Genomic DNA, 15,952 nt, shown 5'->3' with positions numbered 1-15,952 from the left:
TGCTGCTTGCCTTGCTGGTGGTCAGTGAACGTTACTGCCCGGGGGTCTTCTGCGCTGGGGCCGGAACCGATCCGCCGTGGAGCTCCACCGCAGGGGTCTTGGGGGCCGCCGCGGCCGGCGCGGGTGCGGGCTTTGCGGCCGCAGGCGCGGTGTCCGTTTCTGCCGGTTTGCGCTGGGCGAGCGGTTCATTTTCCGTGGCCGGCGGGACGACGTTGAGCGCCCCGGCGAGGGCCGGCGCGGCGATAACGGCACCGGGCGCGTCGCCCTTGACCGCCGGCTTGGCCTTTCCGGTGACGCTGAGGGTCGAAAGGTCGATCTGGCCCTTGGCGAGGGAAGCCACCATGCCTAACTCCGTGGCCCTGGCCGCGAGGTTCTGCGGGGCGTCGAAATTTTGGACCTGCTGGGTGAGGTCCTGGTTCTGCTTGGTCAGGGTGGTCTGTTCACTGCGGAGCTGGACCAGCTGGTACTGGGCGGAGGAAACGGAGATGTTCAGGACCAGGACAGCCATGAGGGCAATGGCCAGGAGGCCGAAGCAGAGGACCACGAACGGTGCGCGGCGCTTGCGGGGCACCGAGCGGACCACGGACAGCGGAGTGCGTGCCTTCCGGGTCTGCTCAATTCCCGGGCGGCCGCCTGGCAGGGCACGGGCAGTGGCGCCCTGGGCAACGGGGTAGCTGTTGACGGCTGCGGTGCTCATGCTGCTCTCCTGGCTTTGATGCGTTCGACGGCGCGCAGCCGGGCGGAAGCTGCGCGGGGGTTTTCGGCGATTTCAGCGGCGGTGGGTACCTCGGTGCCCTTCGTCAGGGTTTTGAGTTCGGCTTTGTGCTCTTCGAGCTCGACCGGGAAGCCGAGCGGGGCCGAGGACTTCGATCCGGCCTGGAAGAAGCCCTTGACGATCTTGTCTTCCAGGGAGTGGTAGGACATGACCACCACGCGGCCGCCGAGGGCGATGGCCTCGATGGCTGCCGGGATGGCCCGCTCCAGGACGTCCAGTTCCTCGTTGACCTCAATCCGGAGGGCCTGGAAGGTGCGCTTGGCGGGGTGGCCGCCGGATTTGGCGGCGCCGGCGGGTACCACGGAGCGGATCTGTTCGACGAGTTCGCCGGTGGTCGTGAAGGGCTTTTCGGCACGCGCTGCCACGATCCTGTTCGCGATGCGCCCGGCGAATTTCTCTTCGCCCCATTTCCGGATAATCCGGACGAGTTCTTCTTCGCTGTAGTTATTGACGACGTCGGCGGCCGTCTGGCCGCGGCTGGTGTCCATCCGCATGTCCAGTGGCGCGTCGAAGGAGTACGCGAAGCCGCGTTCCCGTTCGTCCAACTGGAGGGAGGAAACGCCGAGGTCCATGAGCACGCCGTGGACTTCGGTGAAGCCCAGGTCCGCGAGCACGTCCGGGATTTCGTCGTAGACGGCGTGAACGAGGTCGGTCCGGTTGGCGAAGGGAGCCAGTCGCGCCCCCGCCAGAGCCAGGGCTTCCTCGTCGCGGTCGATGCCGATGAGGTGAAGGTCGGGAAAGCGCTGGAGGAGGGCCTCGGAGTGGCCGCCCATGCCAAGGGTCGCGTCGATCACCACGGGGGTTTCGCCGCGGCTCCGGGCTGCCTCGAATCCAGGGGCCAACAAATTGATGCACCGGTCCTTGAGGACCGGTACATGGCGTTCGGACGTAGGCTTCGCCTGGTCGGGATCCGTCATGCCTTCGTCCTTTCGTTGACCGTGTTCATTGCGTTTTGCTGGTTCCGCGTTGCTGGTTGTGGCTCTTAAGCAACGTTCCTTGGTCCAGATCCCCATCCGCGCCTACCCTGCGCCGGCCTGACTCCGGGGAAGTGAGCCAGGACAGCAACCGGATGGGCGGCTGGAGATCTCGATCAAGGAACGTTGTGTGCTGGTGGTTCAGTTGGGGTTCAGAGAATCCCCGGGATGGCGTCGTCGGTTTCCGAGAAGGCGGTTTCCTTTTCGGCCAGGTACTCACTCCAAGCCTGGGCGTCCCAGATCTCCGCGCGGGATCCTGCGCCAATGACGGCGAGTTCCCGGCCAAGACCTGCATATTCCCGGAGCGCCGGCGGAATCGTCACGCGCCCCTGCTTGTCAGGTACCTCGTCAGAGGCCCCAGAGAGGAAAACACGGATGTAGTCACGTGCTTGCTTGGAGGAAATTGGAGCCTCCCGCATCTGCTCGTGAACCCGGCCGAATTCCGCCTCACTGAAGACATAGATGCAACGTTCCTGGCCCCTTGTGAGAACCAGCCCGCTGGCAAGTTCCTCGCGGAACTTTGCGGGGAGGATAATTCGACCTTTTTCGTCCAGACGTGGCGAATGTGTGCCGAGAAACACGGCCCACCGCCTGTCTGTTCTAGTTAGCCCAACGTCCCCTGTGTTGCCACTACCCTCTTACGCCCTCCACATTACTCCACATCGCTCCACAGTCAACGACACGCCCGTGAAGTTTAGACAAATCTGCGGATGTTTATCCCCTTTCTTCCCTGCATTTGCAGGCAAACGGGATTGGTGGGGGAAAGTGGAGCGATTTTGCCTGCTTGCCTCGGCCGCCGTCGCCGATCGACGTCGCGGAGCGATCGCCCGCGTGATGGAATTTGGCGGCGTGTCCCGTTTCGTGCTGTTTGGTGGTCCCGAGCATCCGGAAAATGCCGCCTTAAATGGCGAAAGACCCGCCGAAGCGGGTCTTTCGCCGTCCCCCGGCGAACCGGTGGCGGGAAGTGGAGGGCCTACGGGGCCGTGACGGAGCGGTTCAGGATTCGCCCCCGTGCCGCTCGTCCCAGCGCTGCTCCAGGTTGCTCATGAACGAGCTCCGGGGTTTGCCCTGCTTGCGGCCGCCAGCTGCCCTGGCCTTGCCGACGGCGGAACTGCGCATTGTGGCGAAATAGACACCAGCGCCCATCACCACAAAGCCGAGGACTCCAACGAAGATGTTTTGCATCGAAACCCCGATTAACAACAACAGCACGCCCGCAAGTGTCGCGAGCACACCGATGACGAGGTGGCGGGTGGACCAAGATCGCCCTGGGACCGATCCCATCGAGTTTGCAAACTTCGGGTCGTCCTCATGCAGCTGCTTCTCTAGTTGCTCCAGCAACTTCTGTTCGTGCTCCGAGAGCGGCATCACGACCTCCTCATATCCGCCAACGTCCGGGCGTGACGTGGCCATTGCCCTAATCCCCTAACGCCCGGGCTTCCGAAGTGGTTCCCATTCACCGCCCTTGGTGAAGGGTCAATTCAAAAGTCCCGTGCCGGTCCTCAGCTGGCTGGGCCGTCCGCACGACCCAGCTGTCCTAAACCTAGGTATTAATAAGGATAGATTGTCGCGGCCTGTTCTGAAAGACAGTCTTAAGGCCCTGTCGCGTGCGCGGATGTCCGCGGCGTGACGGACGCACCAAATCCTTATCCGGGCTCGTCCGTGGGCGCCCCCGGATCCAGGAGCCGGGCCGGGAGAACTGACTTATTGCCGAATTTCCGGGTGACCGCGTCGAGGGCCTGTTCGGCGGCGCGCCAGTTGTCGTCGCGGCGGTCCAGGCTGAGCTGAAGAGGGGCGTCGGCAGCCTCTTCGAGCTGTTCGGCCCGGATGCCCACGAGCCGGACCGTCATGGGCCGGTCGCCCACCGATTCCAGGAGCTGGACGGCCACCGCGTAGAGGAGCTGGGCGCTGTCGATCGGTGTGCTCACGGTGCGGCTGCGGGTGATGGTGGAAAAATCGGCGTAGCGCAGCTTGAGCGCCACGGTGCGGGCATGCAGGCCGGCGCTGCGGAGGCGTTCCGCCGTCCGGTGTGAAAGGCGAAGCAGTTCACGGTGCAGCAGGGTGTCATCCGCGGTGTCAGTGGCGAATGTCTCCTCGGCTCCAATGCTCTTTTCCAGCCGGGCCGGCGTCACCGGGCGCGGATCGATGCCCCACGAGAGCCGGTATACGTGCTCTCCCGAGGCACCCAGCAGTTTCCGCAGCGAGGGCAGCGGCGAGGCGGCGACGTCCGCCACCGTCCGGATGCCCCTCCGGGCGAGTACTTCCACGGTCTTGCCGCCCACTCCCCACAGCGCACTGACGGGGAGGCTGTGCAGGTACGGAACAGTTTCCTCCGGCGTGATCAGCAGCAGCCCGTCCGGCTTGCACCGGGTGGAGGCGATCTTGGCCACAAACTTGCTGGCGGCAATGCCCACCGACGCCGTGATTCCCAATTCCCGGACGACGCGGGCCCGGATGAGTTCGCCGATCTCACGGGGCGGACCGAGCCGCCGGATGGCTCCCCCGACGTCCATGAACGCCTCGTCCACGCTGAGCGGCTCGACGAGATCGGTGATGGAACCAAAGATTTCCATGATCTGGCCGGACACTTCGTAGTAGAGCTTGTGCCGGGGCTCGATGATGACCGCCTGTGGGCACATGCGTGCCGCAACCACCATGGGCATGGCCGATCTGACGCCAAAGGCCCGGGCCTCGTAGGAGGCGGAGAGCACTACAGAGCGGTCCGCGGGATAGCCCACAATCACCGGCCTGCCCTTCAGCTCGGGACGGCTGCGCAACTCCACCGAGACAAAGAAGGCGTCCATGTCAACGTGCATGATGCTGCTGCGCCGGAGTTCGAGCAGGGATTCCCCGCTGAGGCGCGCAGCAGGCTGGACAGCTGGCTGATCTTTGAGCTGGATCCGTGGCTGTGAATTCGACGCTGCCGACACCGGCTTCGACACCGGATTCGACGGCGGATTCGGCACCGGATTCGACGACGGATAGTGGCGCACATTCCCCTGCGCCCCCTGCTGATTGTCTGCGTCCGGCCCCACGTCTTCAATCCTATGCCCGGGGACTGACTAAACTGGAGGCTGATTCCGCGTCAACACCGTGTCAACACCAGGAGGAAAATCCCTGTGAAGGTATTTGGACAGCGCAAACGTGCCGCAGCGGCCCTCGCGGCGGCGGGCACGTTATTGGCCTTGGCGGCATGCACGCCAGCCGGCAGCGGGAGCCCGGCGACGTCGGCGTCGGGCTCCTCCGCATCGCCGCAGTCCTCCACCACGGCTCCTCCCAGCCCCTCCGCGGAGCCCGGCACCTCGGCCACGGTCGGCGCCCTGGTTCCCGGCTTCCCGCAGGCGCTCCTGCCACTCATGCCCGGAGCCAAGGTGGTGTCCAGCAGCTTTGACAAGACAACCGTGCCGGCAACCGTGGCACTGGTCGGCAGCATCACGGCCCCTGCCGCAGACGTCCTGGCCTTCTATACCAAGGGGCTGGAGGCACAGGGTTTCAAGGCGGTGCCCGGTGAATCCGTAGGCGCCGTGCCCTCCAAGGACTTCCTTCGCGGGGACAACGAGACCGTGAACATCTCCGTCATGGAGAAATCGGGTGTGTCCACCTTCACCATTGGCGCGAACGTGGCTGCCGAGTCCGTCAAGTGAGTCTCGCTGAACAGCTGCGGCTCGAGCAGGCGGAGTTCGTGGCCGCCGTCGCCGGCAAGCTCACGGATTTCCTGACCAGCCGCCAGGCCGTCATGTCCTCGATCTCCCAGGACATTGATCCGCTCATGGGCTCGATCTCAAACCTGGTCACGGGCGGAAAGCGCCTGCGGGCACTCATGTGCTATTGGGGCTGGCGTGGCGCCGGCGGCGAGGCCGGCGCGGCTGAGGTGGTCACGGCAGGCTCGGCCCTGGAGCTGTTCCAGGCAGCGGCCCTGATCCACGATGACATCATTGACCGCTCGGATACCCGGCGGGGCGGCCCCAGCGTCCACCGCCGGTTCATCGAACTGCACGAGGCCCAGGGCTGGGCGCTGGACAGCGAGCGGTTCGGGCATGCGGCGGCCATCCTGACCGGCGATCTCTGCCTGTCCTTCAGCGAGGAATCCTTCACCGAGATCGGACACCGCGCCGCCTCCGGCAGCCCGGCCCGGCTCATCTTCAACCTCATGCGCGCCGAAGTGATGGCCGGGCAGTACCTGGACATCCTGGAAGAGGTCGCCGGGCCCAGGCGGGACCGTGCGGGTGCGGTCAGCCGGGCCCAGTCCATCATCCGGTTCAAGTCGGCCAAGTACTCCACCGAGCATCCACTCGCGCTTGGCGGCGCCCTGGCCGGCGCCGGCGACGAACTGCTGCGCGGCTATTCCGCTTTTGCGCTGCCGCTCGGCGAGGCGTTCCAGCTGCGGGACGATGTCCTTGGCGTGTTCGGCGATCCTGTCACTACCGGCAAGCCTGCCGGTGACGATCTCCGTGAGGGCAAGCGCACCGTCCTGGTGGCCTTCGCCCTGGACCAGGCATCGGCGGACGAATCGGAATTCATCGACGCCAAGCTGGGCAGCCCCGATCTCAGCGATGCGGACATCGAGGAGATCCGGCGGATCATCGTGGACTGCGGCGCGCTCAACGCCACGGAAGTACTGATCGAGGAGTTCGGCAAGGCGGCCTTCGCCGCCCTGGACCTCCTGCCACTGGAGGAGCTGCCCAAGACCGCGCTCCGCAGGCTGGCCGAGGCAACGGTGAGCCGCGCCGCCTAGCCCGGGCCAAGCCCAGGGCAAAAACCAGGACAAAAAACCAGGGACGAAACCGGCCAAACACCAGCTTAAAACGCAGCGGGCCGTGCACAGCGACATGAGCTGTACACGGCCCGCAATGGCACCCTGCAGGGATGCTGCCGGCTTATTGAAGGCGCCGGCCGGCCCCTACCAGGCCAGTGACTGCGCCCTGCGGCGGATTTCGGTCTTGCGCCCTTCCCGGAGGGCGTCGATCGGCCGGCCGCGGAGGGACTCGTCCGGGGTAAAGAGCCAACTGATCAGTTCTTCGTCCGAGTATCCGGCGTCCGAGAGGACAACGATGGTGCCCTTCAGGCTTTCCACTGCGTGCCCGTCCTGGATGAAAGCCGCAGGCACGGACCGGATGCGCCGGTCGCCGATTCTCACAGCCGCCAGCGCACGCTCGTCCAGAAGTGCATGGACTTTGGTAATAGATACATTCATAAGCTGTGCGACATCGGGCAGGGGCAGCCATTCGCCCACGAGGCTTTCTACATTACTCACGGATAAAGATTGCCACGGCCGGTGCCCCGCCGCCTAGTCGGCAGCCGCGGTAATGACGGCCGCGGCCGTGCTTCACCCCGCCTGCCGGAATGCCGCCCGGGTCCAAACGGGACTCCGCGGGACGTCTTTTTGCCGACACTCCGCCGGAGGCTGGTTTGCGGAATGTCAAAGGGTTCTTGTGCTAATTGCCAATTCATGAGACATTCACATAGATCACATTTGTAACAGAAATAACTTTTGTCACACTGGTAACACCAGTTATACCGGCCTGACCGCAGCGTTGCCGCTGAGAAGAGGATCTTTCCAATGACAACCTCACGTTCGCCACAGCTCCGTCCGGGGCGCAGCCTGCCGCTGATCGCGGCGACGACGGCGGCGCTTCCCGCCGTCGTGCTTTCCTCCCTGGCGATCGCCCAGCCTGCCGCGGCCGAATCGCGCACCCGTACGGTGCCGGCCACCCTCGCGGCCGCCATGCGTGCCCAGGCGAAGGCAGACACGGCAACAGCCCTGAAGGCGGCGGTGATCCCCGCGGCCTCCGTCCCGGCAACACTGCCAAGCGCCATGCGGCCCGCTCAGTCTGCCGTTCCCGCCGTGTACACGATTGCCCGCGGCGACACCATCAGTGCTGTCGCCGGCCGCTACGGCCTGGACACCTTTGCCGTGCTGAAGCTGAACAATCTGCAGGCCAACACCATCATCTACCCGGGGCAGAAGATCAAGCTCACGGGTTCGGCTCCGGCGCCGGCAGCCACTCCGGCCGCCCCGGCCACGTCCGCCCCCGTTACGGCCGCCTCCGGTGGCGGCACGGTCTACGTCGTGAAGCCGGGCGACACGCTGAGCGGCATCGCCGCCCGCCACGGCGTCGGGCTGTCCGAGGTCTTCAAGTGGAACGGGCTTGGCATGGGTTCGGTGATCTATCCCGGCCAGAAGGTCAAGGTCGGCGGCGGTTCCAGCACCCCGGCGCCCTCCGCTCCGGTTGCCACAGCACCGGCGACGTCGGCGCCCAAGCCGGCAAGCTCTGGCTCGTACACGATCAAGGCAGGCGACACCCTCTCCGGCATCGCGGCCCGCAACAACGTCAGGCTCTCGGATGTGCTCTCGGCCAACCGGCTGACGATGTCGAGCATCATCTACCCGGGCCAGAAGCTTGCCATCCCCGGCGCGTCGACTATCGCACCGGCGTCGAGCACCCCGACTGCAACCGCACCCCTGGTGCCCAGCACGTTCCTCGGGTTCAGCTACCCGGCCGCGGTGGTCAGCTCGGCCAACCAGAACAAGGCGCTGCTCAACGCCTCTCCGGTCCCCAGCCGCCAACAGATGAAGTCGATCGTGGCGGACACGGCGCGCCGCATGGGCGTGGACGCCAGCCTCGCGCTGGCATTTGCCTTCCAGGAGTCCGGCTTCGACCAGCGCGCGGTGTCACCGGCCAATGCGATCGGCACCATGCAGGTCATCCCGTCCTCCGGCGAGTGGGCCTCGGACCTCGTGGGCCGCAAGCTGAATCTGCTGGACCCGTACGACAACGCCACGGCAGGCATCGCGATCATCCGCCAGCTGGTCCGCACCAGCCCCGACCTGGATTCGGCGATCGCCGGCTACTACCAGGGCCAGTACTCGGTCAGCCAGAATGGCATGTTCGAGGACACCAAGGGCTATGTCGCTGCCATCAATGCCAACCGGACGCTGTTCCGCTAAATTGCATAGCCACCCCACGCTCCAGCACGGCGGAGCGTGACGCTACGGGCCCGGATCGCATGGTGATCCGGGCCCGTTCCGTTCAGCGACTACGATTGTAAGGTGCAAGAATACGTGTCGGACGCTCTCGTCGGGAACCTGGTGGACAACCGCTACCGGGTTCAATCCAGGCTCGCCCGCGGTGGGATGTCCACCGTGTACCTTGCCACGGACCAGCGCCTTGAGCGCGATGTCGCGCTGAAAGTCCTCCATCCCCACCTGGCCGACGACCCGCAGTTCCTCGACCGGCTGGGGCGCGAGGCCAAAGCTGCCGCCCGCCTCTCCCACCCCCATGTGGTGGGTGTCCTGGACCAGGGCGAGGACGGCCGGCTCGCCTATCTGGTCATGGAATTCATCAAGGGCCACACGCTCCGGGACGTCCTCAATGACAAGGGTGCCCTGTCGCCGCGGCTGGCCCTGGCGCTGATCGATCCGGTGGTCGAAGGACTGGGCGCCGCGCACGCCGCCGGCATGATCCACCGGGACATCAAGCCGGAGAACGTCCTTATCGCCGACGACGGGCGGATCAAGCTCGGCGACTTCGGCCTGGCCCGCGCCATCTCGACGTCCACAAGCACCGGGGCCTTGATCGGGACTGTCGCCTACCTCTCCCCCGAACTGGTCCTGGGCAAGCAGGCAGACGCCCGCAGCGACATCTATTCGGTGGGCATCATGCTCTACGAAATGATCACCGGCCGGCAGCCGTTTGACGGCGAGGTGCCCATCCAGGTGGCCTACCAGCACGTCAATGCCACCGTGGAGGCTCCCTCCGTTGCCGTACCCGGGCTGGCCGCGGAGATCGACGAACTTGTCCAGTGGTGCACGGACAGGGACCCGGACAAACGCCCCGTGGACGGAAGCGCCCTGCTGTCCGAGCTTCGGCACATCAGGACCAACCTCAGCGACGCCGAACTCGACCTCCAGCCTCCGGCCGCCGTCCGCAACCCGCTGCCCGCGGTGGCGGCAGCCCCGCCGGGCCGGACACCCGGCGGCGCGGTCYCGGCGTCGGACGCGCAGGACACCGCCCAGGACACTGCCCATGTGCAGCCGCCCACGGAAATGCCCACCGAGATGTACGGCAGCTTCGCCCAGCCCACGGAGATGATCGCCCGCGCCGGCGGCAACCCGACCACCGTGATGTCCAATGCCCCGCGGCGGCCGGCGTACGGGCCCTTGTCCACCCCGGACGAGTCGGCCTACGACGGCGCCGGCGGATATGAGGATCCGGCGGAAGTCGCAGTTCCGCCCAGCAAGCGTATCCAGCGCAAGCTGGACCGCGACGAGGAGAAGGCGCGCCAGCGCGCTGCGGCCACGCCCACCAAGACCCTGCACGAGGGGAACCCGCGGCGCCGCGGACTGCTGTGGATTGTCCTGCTGGTCGTCGCGGCGCTGCTCGCCGCCGTCGCCGGCTGGTTCTTCGGCATGGGTCCGGGCTCGCCCGGCACGATTCCCCCGGTAGCCAACAAGACCGTTGCCGAGGCCCAGGATTTGCTCCGCACCGCCGGATTCCAATCCACCGTCAAGGATGTCTACGACGACGACGTCTCGCCGGGCCTGGTGGTCGGCTCGGAACCGAACGCCGGAGAAGTCATCCGCAAGTTCCAGCCGGTGTCCCTTGCCGTGTCCAAGGGGCCAGAGCTGTTCCCGCTCCCGGAGCTCACCGGCAAGACCCTGGACGAGGCCAAGACAGCCCTCAACGGCGCCCAGATGGCGCTGGGCCCGGTTACCGAGACGTTCGATGAATCGGCACCTGCCGGCACCGTCCTGGCCCAGGCGCCGCGCAGCGGCAACCCGGTCAAGCACGGGACGCCCGTGGGCCTCACGGTCTCCAAGGGCCCGCAGCCCATTCCGGTTCCGGACGTCCGGGGCCAGGAGCAGGGTGCCGCAGTCAAGGCCCTCGAGGCTGCCGGGCTGAAGGCCGTGGTGGCCCCCGAGCCCGTCAACGACAAGAACGTGCCCAAGGGAGCCGTGCTGGCACAGGACCCGGCCTCCGGCAACCTGACCAAGGGCGGTGCCGTCACGCTGACCATCTCGAAGGGCCCCAAGCTCGTCGAGGTACCCAGTTTCATCGGGAAACAGGCCAAGGAAGCCAAGCAAGCCCTCGAACAGCTCGGCTTCGAGGTCAAGATCGATGAGATCCTGGGCGGATTCTTCGGAACAGTCCGCGCCCAGGATCCGGTCAACACGAGCGTACCGGAAGGCTCACTGATCACGCTGACTGTCGTCTGACCGGAGGCGCCAGCCGTCGACAGCCTGCCCCGAGCTGGCGAAACAGACCGCACAGGCCCACCGCACAGGCCCGCCACACAGAAAAGCTCCGCCCGGCTGGATCCAGCTGGGCGGAGCTTTTCTATGTGGTGGGCGGCTGTTCCCTAGCGCTTGGCGAGGGCGCCGGCCACAAGGAACGCCATTTCGAGCGACTGCATGTGGTTCAGTCGCGGATCGCAGACCGACTCGTAGCGGTCAAGGAAGGCTTCCTGGTCGATCGGGTCTGCCCCGCCGAGGCACTCGGCGACGTCGTCGCCCGTCATCTCCACGTGCAGGCCGCCGGGAACGGTCCCCAGCGCGTGGTGGACTTCGAAGAATCCGCGGACCTCGTCGATGACGTCGTCGAAGTTGCGGGTCTTGTAGCCGTTCGGCGAGGTGACCGTGTTGCCGTGCATGGGGTCGGTGACCCACAGGACCTGTGCCCCGGAGGCGGTGACGCGCTCGACGATCGCGGGCAGCTTCTCGCGGATGTTGCTGGCGCCCATGCGGGTGATGAAGGTGAGGCGGCCCGGTTCCCGCTCCGGATCCAGCTTGTCGATCAGGCGCAGGGCGTCGTCTCCGCTGGTCGAGGGGCCGAGCTTCACGCCGATCGGGTTGCGGACGCGGGAGAGGAAGTCAACGTGTGCGTGGTCCAGCTCGCGGGTGCGCTCCCCGATCCACAGGAAGTGCGCCGAGGTGTCGTAGGGCAGTCCGGTGCGCGAGTCGATGCGGGTCAGGGCGCGCTCGTAGTCCAGCAGCAGGGCCTCGTGGCTGGAGAAGAACTCGACGCGCTTGAGTGCCTCGAAATCGGCGCCGCAGGAGGACATGAACTTGATGGCGCGGTCGATGTCCCGGGCCAGGGACTCGTAGCGGGCGTGGGCCGGGTTCTCGGTGAAGCCCTTGTTCCATTGGTGCACCAGGCGCAGGTCAGCGAAGCCGCCCTGGGTGAAGGCGCGGATCAGGTTCAGGGTCGAGGCGGAGGTGTGGTACGCCTTCAGCATCCGGCCGGCATCGTGGGCGCGGGATTCGGGGGTGAAGTCGTAGCCGTTGACGATGTCGCCGCGGTAGGCCGGCAGGGTGACGCCGTCGCGCGTTTCATCGTTGGAGGACCGGGGCTTGGCGAACTGACCGGCCATGCGGCCCATCTTGATGACGGGCATGGCCGCACCGTAGGTGAGGACGACCGCCATCTGCAGGATGGTCCGGACGCGGGCGCTGATCTTGTCCGCCGTCGCGGCCTCGAAGGTCTCGGCGCAGTCGCCGCCCTGGAGCAGGAACGCCTTGCCCTGCGCGGCGGCGGCCAGCCGTTCGCGCAGGATGTCCACTTCGCCGGCGAACACGAGGGGCGGGAGGACGGAAAGTTCCTTGACGGAGGCCTCGAACACTGCCGGGTCCGTCCATGTGGGCTGCTGCGATGCCTGGAGTTCCCGCCAGTTGTCCAGTCCGGGATAGTTGGCGGCTCCGCTCTGGGCGGTGCTGGTCAGCGGGGAAACTGGTTTCTCAGATAGCTCGGTCACCTTCTAAGGATAGTTGCCCCGCGGAAGTTCAGCGGCCCGGCCTGTCATTGACAGCTCGGTTGCCGTCATATGGAAGCTGTGGCGCCCCTCAGGCGGTCCCGGGAACCTCCGGGCTGTCCTCTCCGGGCCTTGTGTCGGGCCTTGTCTGGGGCGTTGTGTCGGGAGCTGATTCCTGCGCAGCATCAGGGCCGGAGGGGGCAGTGTCCGGGGCGGCGTCCTGCGCCTTGCCGGCCATGCGGAGCTTCACGACGGCGGCGTACTCGTCCACGTATTCCTGGCCGGAGAGCCGCATCAGTTCGTACATGATCTCGTCCGTCACCGAACGCTGGACCATCCGGTCATCCTCCATCCCGTAGTAGCGGCTGAAGTCGAGTGGTTCGCCGAAGATCATGCCGATGCGGCGGATGTTGGGCACTCGCTTGCCGATCGGCTGGACTTTGTCCGTTCCGATCATTGCCACCGGGATGACCGGTACCCGGGCCTGCAGCGCAAGGCGGGCAACGCCCACCTTGCCTCGGTAGAGGCGCGCGTCGGGGCTGCGTGTCCCCTCGGGATAGATGCCCATGAGCGAGCCGTTCTTAAGCACTTCCATGCCTGCGTTCAGGGACTGCGCGGACGCGGCTCCCCCGGACCTGTCCATGGGGAGCTGGTTGGTGAGCCGGAAGAACGCAGCGGTCAGCCTGCCCTTGATCCCAGTGCCGGTGAAATATTCGGATTTCGCCAGGAAGACCACCGGCCGCGGCACCATGACCGGCATGAAGATGGAATCCGAAAAGGAGAGGTGGTTCGAGGCCAGGATCGCGGCACCCTGGGCCGGGACGTTGTCCAGGCCCTTGACCCAGGGCCGGAACAGCAGCTTCAGCACTGGTCCCAGGACAAACGTCTTCATGAACCAATAAAACACTCGGTGACCTCTCCGGAAGGCGTCTGGCCGGCCGCCCAAATCGGGCCCGGCCAGGACTTCAATGGACACCTTACTCTAGTGAGTTTTGCCGCCAAGGGTGACACGATGGGCTCATGACTGAAAGCAGCACTCCCCCGGCGCCCGCCGCTTTCAGCTACCCCGGCCACGGCCCCAACGCCCGGACCGGCGTGGCCATCTGCCACGGCTTCACGGGCAGCCCACTCAGCATCCTGCCCTGGGCGCAGCATCTTGCCGACCAGGGTTTCGCGGTATCTGTGCCGCTCCTGCCTGGGCACGGCACCCACTGGCGCGACCTCGCACGGCGGGGATGGCAGGACTGGTACACGAGCTTTGAGACGGCGTACCTGGACCTGTCCGCCCGAACCAGCACCTGCTACGTCGCCGGGCTGTCCATGGGCGGCACCATCGCCCTGCGTACGGCGGCCCGCCACAGCGTGGCCGGCGTGGCCGCAGTCAATCCCGGCTTGAGCTTCTATGACCGCAGGGTCAGGGTGGTGGGACTGCTCAAGTACTTCCAGCGCACCACCACGCCGATCCAGGAGGCGAATCCCACGGCGGCCAGTACGGACGACGGCGACTACTCCCTGACGCCGCTGGCCGCCGTCCACCAGCTGCGCCGGCTGTTCTCCGCAACCCTGCGGGACCTGCCCGCTGTCCAGGCCCCGGCCCTGGTCTTCAAGTCCGACACCGACGCCGTGGTCCCGCCGTCGTCCCTGGCCCTGCTGCGCAGGCGGCTCGGATCCCGGGACCTGACGGTGGTTCCCCTACCAAACAGCGGGCACGTTGCCACGCTGGATGCCGACGCGCCGCTACTCTTTGAGGAATCGGTGCGTTTCTTCCTGCAGCACGCCCGGGCCACCCAGACACGATCCACCATGCCGCCCCCCGCACCCTCGGAGACCCCATGAGCATCCTCCCGGACCACTCGCCGTTCAGCAGCCCGTACACCGGAACCGGTCCCCGGACCGGCGTCGTGGTATCCCACGGCTTCACCGGCAGCCCGCATGGCGTGCGGGACTGGGCGTTGTCACTGGCCGCGGCCGGGTTCGCCGTCCGGCTGCCCCTGCTCCCGGGCCACGGAACAAACTGGCAAGAGCTGGCCAGGACCCGCTGGCAGGACTGGCACGAAGCCCTGGACGCGGCCTACCTCGAACTTGCCGGGGAATGCGACGTCGTCGTGGTGGCCGGGCTGTCCATGGGCGGTGCGCTGGCATTGCGGATCGCGGCCACCCGGCCCGTGGCGGGAGTCGTGGTGGTCAACCCCGGCCTGGTCATCGATGATCCGCGCGCCCCGCTGGCCGGCGTCTTGAAGTTCGTCCTCAAGAGCACCCCCGCGATCGCCAATGACATCCTCAAACCGGGCATGGATGAGGGAGCGTACGCGCGGACTCCGGTGGCGGCCGCGCACGAGCTCAACAAGATGTTCAAGGACACCGTTCGGCTGCTGCCCCGCATCACCGCGCCCGTCCGGGTCTACCGTTCAGCGGTGGATCACGTGGTGTCCGAATCCAGCATGGTGGCCCTGCGCCGCGGGTTGACCAACGCCCCGCTGGAGGTGGTCCGGCTGGAAAACAGCTACCACGTGGCTACCATGGACAACGACGCGCCCGAGATCTTCCGTGGCACGGCCGACTTTGTCCGGTCCGTGGCATCCCCGGCCAGCCCGGACGCCGCCCGCGCCAGCCGGAAGGACACGGCCAATGACTAAACCGGACCCCAGCGTCCCGGACCCCGAGACCCCCGACCCGGAGACACCGGAGCCGGACCCCGCCGATCCCCTATCTCCCGCACCGGATGCTTCCGGCGTTCAGCCCTCCGGCGAGGCCCCGTCCCAGGCCTCCCAAGCCAATGAGTCCCCCGCCAATGGGTCCCCGGCCAATGAGTACCCGGAGTCCGCCGCCGCGGACGCGCTGTCCGCAGATGCAGTCTCCGAAGGTGCACTGTCTGCTGATGACGACGCCGTGTGGCTGGATCTGGTCGCCCGGCTGGAAGGCGTAGGGGCGGAGGCGGACGAGGCGACGGGAGGGCTGGCCGGCGGAACGGGCAGCACCGGCGCCGGCTCCAGTTCTCCGGCGGCCAGGACATTCCGCGATTTTGACCCGCTGGGCCTGGCAGGTGCCGCGCCGATCGAGCTCTCGGCCAAGGAGCGGCAGTCCCCTGCTCCGGGGAAGCCCGCGGCTGCCAGCAGCAGCGACGTTCCGGACACTGCCGCCGGTCCCCGCGACTATGAGCCCGAGGACGACGACGGCGCGTTCGTCCCGGAGGAGCCGCCCAGCCTGGCCGGGGCGGACCCCATGACCGTCCTGGCCTGGCTTGGCGCGGTGGGCGGCCCGATTGCCCTGGTGCTTGCGGCGATGTTCTGGCGGTCGGCACCGCTGCTGGCGATCCTTGGCATCGTGGCCGTGTTCGCGGCGTCGGTCGTATTCCTGATCATGAAGCTCCCGGACGAGAAGGACGAGCACGACGACGGCGCGCGGGTGTAGTCCCCGCGGCCACCGGGTCCACGCGTTTCCGGCTGCCATAGCC

The 15,952-nt window shown here is 66.7% G+C and carries 15 protein-coding genes; 7 read left to right on the top strand and 8 right to left on the bottom strand.

The window, feature by feature from the left end:
• Positions 1 to 31 precede the first annotated feature (31 nt).
• The 5 genes from ftsL to dinB all read right to left on the bottom strand — a co-directional run bounded on the left by ftsL (position 32) and on the right by dinB (position 4,649).
• On the bottom strand, positions 32 to 697 hold the full coding sequence (gene ftsL / locus AC1DEY_RS11375; RefSeq protein ID WP_441410374.1) for a cell division protein FtsL: 666 nt from the start codon (positions 695 to 697) through the stop codon (positions 32 to 34).
• Positions 694 to 1,692, bottom strand: a complete 999-nt coding sequence (gene rsmH / locus AC1DEY_RS11370) for a 16S rRNA (cytosine(1402)-N(4))-methyltransferase RsmH (RefSeq protein ID WP_091564374.1) — start codon at positions 1,690 to 1,692, stop codon at positions 694 to 696. Before rsmH ends, ftsL begins: the two co-directional genes overlap by 4 nt.
• A gap of 209 nt (positions 1,693 to 1,901) precedes the next feature.
• Complete coding sequence (gene mraZ, locus AC1DEY_RS11365; RefSeq protein ID WP_090956633.1) at positions 1,902 to 2,330, bottom strand: division/cell wall cluster transcriptional repressor MraZ; 429 nt, start codon at positions 2,328 to 2,330, stop codon at positions 1,902 to 1,904.
• 415 nt (positions 2,331 to 2,745) lie between these two features.
• Complete coding sequence (locus AC1DEY_RS11360; protein ID WP_441410375.1) at positions 2,746 to 3,117, bottom strand: DUF3040 domain-containing protein; 372 nt, start codon at positions 3,115 to 3,117, stop codon at positions 2,746 to 2,748.
• A 278-nt stretch (positions 3,118 to 3,395) separates the two neighbouring features.
• Positions 3,396 to 4,649 carry a DNA polymerase IV gene (gene dinB, locus AC1DEY_RS11355; RefSeq protein ID WP_476868050.1) on the bottom strand — a complete coding sequence of 418 codons (1,254 nt, stop codon included), beginning with the start codon at positions 4,647 to 4,649 and terminating at the stop codon, positions 3,396 to 3,398.
• A gap of 219 nt (positions 4,650 to 4,868) precedes the next feature.
• Here dinB and AC1DEY_RS11350 point away from each other — a divergent pair, with 219 nt between their 5' ends.
• Positions 4,869 to 5,393 (top strand): hypothetical protein, encoded by a 525-nt coding sequence (locus AC1DEY_RS11350; RefSeq protein WP_441410377.1) that lies wholly within the window; start codon positions 4,869 to 4,871, stop codon positions 5,391 to 5,393.
• Positions 5,390 to 6,484 (top strand): polyprenyl synthetase family protein, encoded by a 1,095-nt coding sequence (locus tag AC1DEY_RS11345; protein WP_441410378.1) that lies wholly within the window; start codon positions 5,390 to 5,392, stop codon positions 6,482 to 6,484. Before AC1DEY_RS11350 ends, AC1DEY_RS11345 begins: the two co-directional genes overlap by 4 nt.
• Positions 6,485 to 6,649: 165 nt before the next feature.
• Here AC1DEY_RS11345 and AC1DEY_RS11340 read toward each other — a convergent pair whose 3' ends face one another.
• Positions 6,650 to 7,003 carry an Rv2175c family DNA-binding protein gene (locus AC1DEY_RS11340; protein ID WP_441410379.1) on the bottom strand — a complete coding sequence of 118 codons (354 nt, stop codon included), beginning with the start codon at positions 7,001 to 7,003 and terminating at the stop codon, positions 6,650 to 6,652.
• Between the two features lie 306 nt (positions 7,004 to 7,309).
• Here AC1DEY_RS11340 and AC1DEY_RS11335 point away from each other — a divergent pair, with 306 nt between their 5' ends.
• The gene (locus AC1DEY_RS11335) at positions 7,310 to 8,698 is read left to right on the top strand and encodes a lytic transglycosylase (RefSeq protein ID WP_476868019.1); all 1,389 of its coding nucleotides are present in this window, start codon (positions 7,310 to 7,312) and stop codon (positions 8,696 to 8,698) included.
• 102 nt (positions 8,699 to 8,800) lie between these two features.
• Positions 8,801 to 10,966: a Stk1 family PASTA domain-containing Ser/Thr kinase gene (locus AC1DEY_RS11330; protein WP_476868018.1), complete on the top strand. Its 2,166-nt coding sequence runs from the start codon at positions 8,801 to 8,803 to the stop codon at positions 10,964 to 10,966.
• 143 nt (positions 10,967 to 11,109) lie between these two features.
• Here AC1DEY_RS11330 and AC1DEY_RS11325 read toward each other — a convergent pair whose 3' ends face one another.
• The gene (locus tag AC1DEY_RS11325; RefSeq protein WP_476868017.1) at positions 11,110 to 12,501 is read right to left on the bottom strand and encodes a class II 3-deoxy-7-phosphoheptulonate synthase; all 1,392 of its coding nucleotides are present in this window, start codon (positions 12,499 to 12,501) and stop codon (positions 11,110 to 11,112) included.
• Between the two features lie 88 nt (positions 12,502 to 12,589).
• Positions 12,590 to 13,405: a lysophospholipid acyltransferase family protein gene (locus tag AC1DEY_RS11320; RefSeq protein ID WP_476868016.1), complete on the bottom strand. Its 816-nt coding sequence runs from the start codon at positions 13,403 to 13,405 to the stop codon at positions 12,590 to 12,592.
• Positions 13,406 to 13,518: 113 nt separating this feature from the next.
• On the opposite strand from AC1DEY_RS11320, the gene AC1DEY_RS11315 reads away from it, so the two are divergent.
• Genes AC1DEY_RS11315 through AC1DEY_RS11305 form a run of 3 tightly spaced genes read left to right on the top strand, consistent with a single transcriptional unit; the run spans position 13,519 to position 15,909 of the window.
• On the top strand, positions 13,519 to 14,334 hold the full coding sequence (locus AC1DEY_RS11315; protein WP_476868015.1) for an alpha/beta hydrolase: 816 nt from the start codon (positions 13,519 to 13,521) through the stop codon (positions 14,332 to 14,334).
• Positions 14,331 to 15,134: an alpha/beta hydrolase gene (locus AC1DEY_RS11310; protein WP_476868014.1), complete on the top strand. Its 804-nt coding sequence runs from the start codon at positions 14,331 to 14,333 to the stop codon at positions 15,132 to 15,134. Before AC1DEY_RS11315 ends, AC1DEY_RS11310 begins: the two co-directional genes overlap by 4 nt.
• Entirely contained in the window at positions 15,127 to 15,909 is a 783-nt protein-coding gene (locus tag AC1DEY_RS11305) for a hypothetical protein (RefSeq protein WP_476868013.1), read from the top strand. Before AC1DEY_RS11310 ends, AC1DEY_RS11305 begins: the two co-directional genes overlap by 8 nt.
• Positions 15,910 to 15,952 lie beyond the last annotated feature (43 nt).

The organism is Arthrobacter sp. 05T47 (genome assembly GCF_056395825.1).
This window is presented reverse-complemented; position numbering and strand designations above follow the sequence as displayed.

Bases quoted from the DNA above. Each gene is read 5' to 3' on its own strand.
- ftsL (WP_441410374.1), bottom strand. From the start codon at position 697: ATGAGCACCGCAGCCGTCAACAGCTACCCCGTTGCCCAGGGCGCCACT.
- rsmH (WP_091564374.1), bottom strand. From the start codon at position 1,692: ATGACGGATCCCGACCAGGCGAAGCCTACGTCCGAACGCCATGTACCG.
- AC1DEY_RS11360 (WP_441410375.1), bottom strand. From the start codon at position 3,117: ATGCCGCTCTCGGAGCACGAACAGAAGTTGCTGGAGCAACTAGAGAAG.
- AC1DEY_RS11335 (WP_476868019.1), top strand. From the start codon at position 7,310: ATGACAACCTCACGTTCGCCACAGCTCCGTCCGGGGCGCAGCCTGCCG.
- AC1DEY_RS11315 (WP_476868015.1), top strand. From the start codon at position 13,519: ATGACTGAAAGCAGCACTCCCCCGGCGCCCGCCGCTTTCAGCTACCCC.
- AC1DEY_RS11310 (WP_476868014.1), top strand. From the start codon at position 14,331: ATGAGCATCCTCCCGGACCACTCGCCGTTCAGCAGCCCGTACACCGGA.
- AC1DEY_RS11305 (WP_476868013.1), top strand. From the start codon at position 15,127: ATGACTAAACCGGACCCCAGCGTCCCGGACCCCGAGACCCCCGACCCG.